Source organism: Cellulomonas bogoriensis 69B4 = DSM 16987 (assembly GCF_000767165.1).
Lineage (GTDB): Bacteria > Actinomycetota > Actinomycetes > Actinomycetales > Cellulomonadaceae > Actinotalea > Actinotalea bogoriensis.
Genome location: NZ_AXCZ01000103.1, coordinates 1 through 9,432, shown reverse-complemented (window position 1 = coordinate 9,432; position 9,432 = coordinate 1). Strand labels below are relative to the sequence as shown.

3 protein-coding genes and 2 pseudogenes are annotated in these 9,432 nt (G+C 73.0%); all 5 read left to right on the top strand.

All coding sequences use genetic code 11. The annotated features are described in order from the left end of the window. Positions 1 to 450 (top strand): annotated as a pseudogene (locus N869_RS17790) (serine/threonine-protein kinase); the annotation flags it as partial. Next, a complete protein-coding gene (locus N869_RS09935; RefSeq protein ID WP_052105353.1) occupies positions 443 to 6,610 on the top strand; it encodes an Ig-like domain-containing protein in 6,168 nt (2,055 codons plus the stop codon). The pseudogene N869_RS17790 and the gene N869_RS09935, both read left to right, overlap by 8 nt. A 93-nt stretch (positions 6,611 to 6,703) precedes the next feature. Further along, on the top strand, positions 6,704 to 7,672 hold the full coding sequence (locus N869_RS09930; RefSeq protein WP_035060971.1) for an AAA family ATPase: 969 nt from the start codon (positions 6,704 to 6,706) through the stop codon (positions 7,670 to 7,672). 1 nt (position 7,673) lies between these two features. Next, positions 7,674 to 8,864 carry a DUF58 domain-containing protein gene (locus N869_RS09925; protein ID WP_232229690.1) on the top strand — a complete coding sequence of 397 codons (1,191 nt, stop codon included), beginning with the start codon at positions 7,674 to 7,676 and terminating at the stop codon, positions 8,862 to 8,864. Next, positions 8,861 to 9,432, top strand: a pseudogene (locus tag N869_RS09920) (transglutaminase domain-containing protein); the annotation flags it as partial. The gene N869_RS09925 and the pseudogene N869_RS09920, both read left to right, overlap by 4 nt.

Sequence of the window (9,432 nt, the reverse complement as noted above, 5' to 3'; positions counted from 1 at the left end):
GTCGCGGCCGCCCCGTCGGGGACCCGTGCCGGGGGACCGTGGCGGGTCGTGGTGGGTGTGGCCAGCGGTCTGGTGGTCGTCGGGGCGGTGGCGGTCGCGGCGGTGCTGGCCCTGGGTGGGCAGGAGAGCGCGGCCCCGTCCCCGGAGCCCACGTCGGTGACGACCACGACGCCCCCGGTGGTGGCGGTGCCCGCGCCCGAGGACGTCGAGGGCTGGTGGCGCGGTGACGACGAGGTGGTCTTCACCTGGGTCAACCCCGACCCGATGGACGGTGACAGGTACCTGTGGGGCGTCGTGGTCCCCGGTGAGGAGACCGCGATGACGGTGGTGGAGGAGAACCGCGTGGAGCTCGTGCCCGACACTGACGAGGTGTGCATCGAGGTACTGGTCGTCCGCGAGGACCGGCGGGCCTCGACCCGCCCGGCCCTGGGGTGCGTGGACCGTGGCTGACGTGGTGCAGGCCCAGGTGCGGCGCTCGCGGTGGGAGTGGACGCGGCTGGGCGCAGCGGTCACGGTGCCCGCGGTCGCTGCGGCGCTCGCGGTCATCTACCCGGGGGCGCCCGTCTCGCAGGTGGACCTGCACGACGGGACCGTGTGGTTGACGAACACCACGGCCGCGAAGCTCGGCCGCTACAACCCGCAGGTGGACGAGCTGAACGGCGGGTTGGTGGCCGGCACGTCGGACTTCGACGTGCTCCAGGACGCCGGCGACGTGCTGCTGACCGAGCCCGGGTGGGTGTCGGTCGTCGACCCGGCGTCGGTGGTGCTGGCGGCGCAGGCCGCCGTCCCGCTGGGGGCGCGGGTCACGATGGGGTCGGGCACCGTGGCGGTGAGCGACCCGGGGTCGGGTGCGGTGTGGGCGCGGGGCGTGGACCACGTCGGCACCATGGGCGAGGCCGACCCCGACCTCGAGCTGGGCGAGGGCGGGGTGGCGGTCGCCACGCACGGCGGCGCGGTGGTCGCGGCGGGCACCGACGGGGCGTTGCAGCGGCTGGAGGTGCAGGGCGAGCAGGTGTCGGTGAGCGAGTCGGGCCGGCTGTCCGGTCTGGACCAGGCGCCGACGGGTTTCGACCAGGTCACCTCGGTGGGTGAGGACCTGGTGGTCCTGCACGGTTCGCGGTTGTCGACACCTCGGGGCAGCGTGGACCTGGGGGCCGACGGCACGGACGTCGTGCTGCAGCAGCCGGGACCGCGTGCGTCGCACGTCCTGGTCGCCACGACGAGCGCACTGCTGGAGGTCCCGCTGGACGGCGGGCAGGTCCGTGAGCACGAGTCCGGTGGTGAGGGCCGCCCTGCTGCCCCGGTGCGGGTGGGGTCGTGCGTGCACGGGGCGTGGGCGACGGCCACGGGCTCGTACGTGCAGGTGTGCGACGGTGAGGTCGAGCGCAAGGACCTGATGGGGATGTCCGCCTCGGACGAGCTGGTCTTCCGGGTGAACCGGGACGTGGTCGTCCTCAACGACACCCTTCGGGGGCGTCTGTGGGTGCCGTTGGAGGACCCGCGCCTGCGTGAGCCCAACTGGCAGGACATCGAGCCCGAGGAGGAGACCGAGGAGGACGAGGAGGAGGCGGAGAGCCGCCAGAACGTCCAGAACCTGCAGGCCGAGTGCACGGCGTCGTCGGGGTCGCCGGTCGCCGTGGACGACGAGTTCGGGGTCCGCCCGGGTCGCACGCGCATCCTGCCGGTGATCGACAACGACAGCTCCTCGGACTGCGGCATCCTGACGATCTCGGAGTTCGACCCGATCCCTGAGGACTTCGGCTCGATCGTGCCCGTGCACGGCGGCCGGGCGTTGCAGCTCACGGCCGCGTCCGGGGCGTCGGGCTCGGTGGAGTTCACGTACACGATCGCCGACGGTCGGGGCAGCACGGCCCCGTCGACGGCGTCGGTGGTGCTCACCGTCCGGGAGGAGGGCCTCAACGAGGCGCCGGTGCAGTCCCGGGTGGGTACGGTGCTGGTGGAGCAGGGGGCGTCGGTCACGTACGACGTCCTGGCCGACTTCCACGACCCGGACGGTGACCACCTGGTGCTGGTCGACGCGTCGGTGGACGGCGGTGGAACGGTGCGGACCCGGCAGGACGGTGAGCTGACGTTCACCTCCGACGGCGGGGCGCTGGGCCGGCAGGTCGCACGGGTGACGGTGTCCGACGGGTGGGAGAGCGTCGAGGGCACGGTGAACGTGGACGTGCGCCCGGCAGGCTCTCTGGCGCCGGTGATCGACCCGGTGCATGCCGAGACGTACGTGGACCAGCCGGTGACGGTCCGGCCGCTGCGGAGCGTCCGCTCGGCCTCGCGCGAGCCGGTGCGGCTCGCCGGTGTGGACGAGCTGCCCGACGCGACGGTGACCACGGACCTGGGTGAGGGGACGTTCCAGTTCACCGCCCCACGGGCGGGCACCTACTACGTGACGTTCATGGTCGCCGCGTCCCCGCAGCAGGCCACGGGGCTTGCGCGCATCGACGTGCGTGAGGTGCCGGAGGAGCCGTTGCCGCCGGTGGCGGTGATGGACGTGGCGCTGCTGCCGCCCGGTGGTGAGGTCACGATCAACCCGTTGGCCAACGACATGGACCCGGCCGGTGGCGTGCTGGTGCTGCAGTCGGTGGAGGTGCCCGACGGGTCGGGTCTGCAGGCGGCGGTCCTGAACCACGAGCTGGTGCGGTTCACCTCGATGCGGGTGCTGAGCGCCCCGGTGGTCGCGACGTACACCATCTCCAACGGGTCGGTGTCGGTGACGGGCGAGATCCTGGTCCAACCGGTACCGGCCACGGTCGGTCAGCAGGCTCCTGTGGTTCCCAACGTCACGGCCTCGGTGCGCACCGGTGGTGTGGTCACCATCCCTGTGCTGGAGGGTGCCTATGACCCCGATGGCGATGCGTTGGCGCTGGACACCGACCTGGCCGAGCCCCTGGGGGCAGGGGAGGGCCTGCTGTTCGTGTCCGGTGACGTGCTGCGGTACCAGGCGCCGGCGACCCCGATGCAGGTGCACGCGACGTTCACGGTCAGCGACGCGGTGGGCAACCGCACGGCGGCGACCCTGACCGTGAACGTGCACGAGTCCGACGTCGAGCGCAAGGCGCTGCCGCGTCCGAAGAACCTCACGGCCCGCGTGTTCGAGGGTGAGACGGTCCGCATCCCGGTGCCCCTGGTGGGAGTGGACCCCGACGGGGACGGGGTGTCCCTGCTGGGCCAGGACCAGGCCCCGGCCAAGGGCCGGATCCTGGACGTCGGTCCGGACTGGTTGGAGTACGAGGCCCTGCCCGGTGAGCTCGGGACGGACACGTTCACCTACGCGGTCGAGGACTGGGTGGGTCAGCGCGCGGTGGCCACCGTGCGGGTGGGGATCTCTCCCCGGCCCACGGGGTCCGCCCAGGTCATCGCCCGCAACGACGACGTGACGGTCCGGCCCGGGCAGATGGTCCAGGTGCGGGTGCTGCGCAACGACGTGGACGCCTCGGGCGGCGAGCTGACCCTGGAGCCCGACCTCGACCTCGAGGAGGGTGTGGAGGCCCACGTCGACGGTCGTCGAGTGGTGGTGCAGACCCCGCGTGAACCGGGCGTCCTCCAGATCGGGTACACGGCGACCAACGACCGGGGTGGCCGCGGGAGCGCGGTGCTGACGGTCACGGTGGACGGCGACGCGCCGATCCTGCCGCCGGTCGCACGGGACGTCGTGGTCCCGGCGATCGACACGATCAACCGGTCCTCGGTCGAGGTGGACGTCCTGGAGGTGGCCGACAACCCCTCCGGGCCGATGTCGGAGCTGGAGGCACGGGTGCACGCGACCGCGCAGGACGTCGCGACCGTGACCGAGCGGGGGACGATCCTGGTGCAGCTGGTCGACCGGGCGCAGACCTTGCCGTTCCTGGTGCGCAACACCCACCCGGACGCGGACGGGATCGCCAGCTACGCGTTCATCACCGTGCCGGCGTTGGGTGACTTCCCGCCGGTGCGTCGACCGCGCGCCCCCGAGCTGCGAGTGGTGGCGGGCGAGCAGCTCGTGATCCCGTTGGAGGAGCAGGTGCAGGTGGGCCCGGGGCGCACCGCGCGGATCGCGGACGTGTCCCGGGTCTCGGCCACCAAGTCCGACGGCGGCGACCTGGTCGCCGACGCCCGCACCTTGCAGTTCACCGCCGAGCGGGGGTACGCGGGACCGGCGGCGATCTCGGTCGAGGTGACCGACGGCGTGCCTGGCGAGACGTCGTCCCGGCGCTCGGTGATCTCGTTGCCCATCACGGTGCTCGCCGCCGAGGCGCACCCACCGACGTTCAGCCCCTCGGTGCTGGACGTCGGCCCGGGGGAGTCCACACGCGTGGACCTGGGGGTCTTCACCTCCACCCCGGTGGGGACCAGCGACGGGACGACGCGGTACGCCTACCGGCTGACGTCGGAGCCCCCGCGCGGGTACGTGGCGACCCTGGTGGACGGGGTGCTCACGATCGAGGCACCACCGACGGCCCCGCGGGGGACCGTCGGTGGTGTGGGGATCGAGATCGACTACGGCGGTGCCGAACGGGTCCAGGGCCAGGTGGACTTCCGGGTGGTGGCGAGCTCGCGCCGTCTGGCGCGGGTGAACGACCACGTGATCCGGGAGGGGGTCGAGGGCGTCGCCACGACGGTCCCGGTGCTGAACGGGGCCTACAACCCGTTCCCCGGGGACCCGTTGACCGTCGTGGACGTGGTGGTCGAGAGCGGTACGGGTGACGCCTCGGTCGTCGGCTCGCAGGTGGTGGTGCGTCCCGCGTCCGGGTTCATCGGCGACATGGTGGCCCGCTACCGGGTGCGGGACGTGACGCGTGACCCGGACCGTGAGGTCGAGGGCAGGGTCAGGGTGACGGTCCGGGGCCGTCCGGACGCCCCGCGCGCGCCCCGGGTCAACGAGGTGCGTGACCGCACCGTCGTGCTGTCCTGGGACGCGCCGGCCAGCAACGGTGAGCCGATCACCGGCTACCGGGTCACCACGCAACCCGGTGGCGCGGTGCGCGAGTGCGCGAGCACCACGTGCACGATCGACCGGTTGACCAACGACACCGAGTACACGTTCACGGTGGCCGCCCGCAACGCGGTCGACTGGTCCGAGGCGAGCCCGGCGTCGTCGAAGGCGCGCCCGGACGCGGTGCCGGCGGCCCCGGGGTCGCTGGTGCTGGAGCACGGTGACGGGCGGATCGACGCCCGGTGGGCCCCCGCGGCGAGCACCGGTTCTCCGATCACGGCGTACACCGTGGAGATCAGCCCGTCCAACCTTCGGGGGCAGAGCTCGTTCACCACGCAGAGCACGTCGCTGGCGATCGGGAACCTGCAGAACGGCACGAGCTACCAGGTGCGGGTGCGGGCGCAGAACCGTGCCCCCGACCCGGGCCCGTGGAGCGGGTGGGTGTCGGAGATCCCTGCCCGCGCCCCGGACGCCCCCACGGTGACGGCGGAGCGGGTGGACGACCAGCTGGGTCGGCAGATCCAGGTGCGTTGGACCCCGGGCTCGTCCAACGGTGACTCGATCAGGGACTACACGATCACGATCAGGGGTAATGGGAGCACCAGGACCGTCGAAGGCCACACCGGTACCTCGTTCCGCATGGAGAACGCAGTCAACGGCGTGCCGTACCAGTTTGAGATCCGCGCCCGGAACAAGGCGGGTCTCGGCGCCGCGGGAACGGCCAGGGCCTCGGCCTTCGGGGTGCCCGACGCCCCGACCGGGATGGGGGCCTCGGCCTCACGCGACTCCGCAGCGGACCGCGGCACGATGGACGTGACCTGGAACGACGCCGTGGACAACGGCTCCCCGGTGACCCACCACCGGGTCCAGGTCAACGGCGAGGAGAGCACCCTGGACCGTCGGCGCACGGGCCTGTCGCTGTCCGGCCTGCGCGGCGGGGACCAGGTCGTGGTCCGGGTCCAGGCCTGCAACGTGGCCGGGTGCAGCAAGTGGGGCGAGGCGGCGTCCGCCACACCCGTGACCCGCCCCGGTGCGGTCACCGGTGTCACCTTCGGGCCGGCCGAGCGGGACGGCAACGACCGACCGACCCGCATCGACGTCTCGTGGTCCGCTCCCGGTGACTGGGGCGGTGAGGGTGGCCGCGGGTTCCGCTACCGCTGCATCGTCGACGGCGACCGGCAGTCGTGGGTCTCCCGCAACGAGTCCCAGACCAGCGGCAGGTGCGACGACCTCCCCCGGCTGGGGTTCCTCAAACGTTCCATGACCGTGCAGGTGGAGGTCGAGGCCCTCACCCGTGTGGGCAACGGCCCCCCCAGCCTGAGCGAGACCGTGACGCTGACCCGCGCCAGCGAGCCCCACCCGGTTCGCGACGTGCGCGTGTCGGTGCCCAGCGACCTGGTCCGTGTCGACGTGTCGTGGCAACCGCCCACCGACAACGGTGGCGCCGCGGTCGAGTCGTACGTGGTCCAGCTGAACCTCGGTGAAGGCTGGACCACGATCGCCCGCCAGTCCCACCGCAGCCTGCAGCACGAGCTCAGGCCCGGCGAGGTCACCGGCGACCAGCTTGTGCGGGTGCGGGTCGCCGCGGTCAACTCGGTCGGCCAGAGCGAGTGGGTCACCGAACAGGTACGCACACCACGACAGCCCGACCCCCCGCCGGACCCCGAACCGGACGGGTGACATCGGTCCACAGCAGCGGCGGTGACGTCGTCGCCGCCGCTGCTCGTCGCCTACGCTCACCCTCGCCGCCCCCACATCCCCAGGAGACCTTCCGTGAGCATCACCCCTGAGCAGAGCGCCTGGTTCGCCGAGACGTTCGACGCGCTCGTCGCGAACGTCGGCCGTGCCGTCCTCGGCAAGGACCACGTGGTGCGGCTCGCGCTCACGGCCATGCTGGCCGAGGGGCACCTGCTCCTGGAGGACGCCCCGGGCACCGGCAAGACGTCGTTGGCGAAGGCTCTCGCGGCGACGGTCCAGGGCACCCACAGTCGCATCCAGTTCACCCCGGACCTGCTGCCCTCGGACGTGACCGGTGTGACGATCTACGACCAGTCCTCGCGCACGTTCGAGTTCCACCAGGGGCCCGTGTTCGCCTCGGTGGTCCTGGCGGACGAGATCAACCGGGCCTCGCCCAAGACCCAGTCCGCCCTCCTGGAGGTGATGGAGGAGTCGAAGGTCACCGTCGACAAGGTCTCCCACCCCGTGGGTCGTCCGTTCATGGTGATCGCGACCCAGAACCCCGTGGAGCAGGCCGGCACCTACCGTTTGCCCGAGGCCCAGCTCGACCGTTTCCTCATCAAGACCAGCCTCGGCTACCCCGACCACCGGTCCACGGTGGAGATCCTGACCGGCTCGGCCGACCGCGACCGCACCGCCCACCTCAAGGCCAAGATCACCACCGGTGCGGTGGCGGACATGGCCGTCCTGGCGTCCACGGTCCACACCGACACCGCCGTCCTGGACTACGTGGCGCGCCTGGTCGAGGCGACCCGGGCGGACTCCCAGACCTCCCTGGGGGTGAGCGTCCGCGGCGCGATCGCGCTGGTGCGGTGCGCCAAGGTGTGGGCCGCGTCCCAGGGGCGCGGCTACGTCATCCCCGACGACGTCAAGCTCCTGGCCGAGCCGGTGCTGGCCCACCGCCTGATCCTGGACACCGAGGCCGAGTTCGCCGGCGTCACCGCCTCCCAGGTCGTGGGCCGCATCCTGGCGGACGTCGAACCTCCAGCCTCCCGGGTGGACTGAGGTGGGAGTGGTCCGGCGGCTGGGCCGTGCCCTGCGCAACACCACGCACCCGGTGTCCGCCCCGGGCGCGGTCGCCCTCGTGGTCGGGGTGGTCCTCGTCGTGGTCGGGTGGGACCGCGGGTGGGTCGAGCTCACCGTGCCCGGCGCCACCCTGCTCGGCACCCTGCTGTGCGCGCTGCTGCTCACGGTGGGCCGGTCCACCTTCGCGGTCACCCTGGACCTGTCCGGCAACCGGGTCACGGTGGGGGAGCGTGCCGTGGGGCGCATCACCGTGCGCAACACCTCGCGCCGGCGACTGCTGCCCGCGCAGATCGAGCTGCCCGTGGGCCGGGGCGCGGCCGACTTCCACCTGCCGTCCCTGGGCCCGGACCAGGTGCACGAGGAGGTGTTCGCCGTCCCCACGACCCGTCGGGCCGTGGTGGTCGTCGGCCCGGTCCGTTCCGTGCGCGGGGATCCCCTGGGCCTGATGCGCCGACGGGTGCGCTGGACGGACCCGGTCGACCTGTACGTCCACCCCCTGCTGGTGTCCCTGCAGGGTGCCGCCTCGGGGGTGCTGCGCGACCTGGAGGGTCAGTCGACCCGGTCGCTGTCGGACTCGGACATGTCGTTCCACGCCCTGCGGGACTACGTCGCGGGCGACGACCGTCGCCACATCCACTGGAAGTCCAGCGCGCGCGTCGGCCAGCTCATGGTCCGGCAGTTCGAGGACACCCGGCGCACGCACACGGCGCTGGCGGTGTCCACCGCGCTGGCCGACTACACCGGCGAGGCGGAGTTCGAGCTGGCGGTCGCGGCCGCCGCCTCGATCGGCGTGCAGGCGCTGCGTGACGAGCGCGAGCTGACGGTCCTGGCCGGGCAGGGCGCGCTGCGCACCCGCACACCTCCGGTCCTGCTGGACGACTTCGCGGGCGTGGAGGCCACCGTCACCGGGCGCGGCAGCTCAGAGCTCGCACCGTGGGTGGCCCGCCAGGCGGGGGACGCCTCGGTCGCGATCCTCGTCGTGGGGTCGGTGCCGACCCGCGCCGACCTGCGTGCCCACACCATCCACCTGCCGGCGGGCATCCGCACCCTGGTCCTCACCTGCTCGCCGGGCGCCCGGCTGGAGGTCCACCAGCACGGCGCCCTGTCGCTGGCGACCCTCGGGTCCCTCGACGACCTGCCCAGGGTGCTGCGCCGGGTGGTCGCCGGATGACCACCACCCGCCTGCGGCCGGACGCACCACGCCCCTGGCTCGACGTCGTCGTGCTCGGCGCGCTCACCCTCACCGCGCTTCTGCCCCTGGTCCCGGTGTACGGGCTGGCCGCCGTGGCGCCCGCGGTGCTGGGAGGCACCGTCCTCGGGGTCGCCCTGGGGTGGGTGGCGGCACGCCGGCGCTGGTCCGCCGCGCTGACGGTGGCCGTCGGTCTCGGCGCGTACCTGCTCGCAGGCGGTGCCCTCGCGGCGCCCACGACCACGGTCGCCGGAGTGGTGCCGACCCTGGACACCCTGCGCATGCTCCTCGCCTCGATGATCACGGTGTGGAAGGAGGTCCTGACCCTCGACCCCGAGCTCGGGGCCGCGGGCAGCCTCCTGGTCGCCCCGTACCTGCTCGCGCTCCTGGGCGGGGCCGTCGCGGTGAGCATCGCCCTGCGTGCCGGACGCCGTCGCGGTGCCTGGGCGGCGCTGGTGCCGGCGCTCGTGCTGGGCGTCTCGATGGTGCTCGCCACACCGACCGCGGTGCAGCCGGTCCTGGCCGGTGCGGCGGCGGCGGTCGTGGCCCT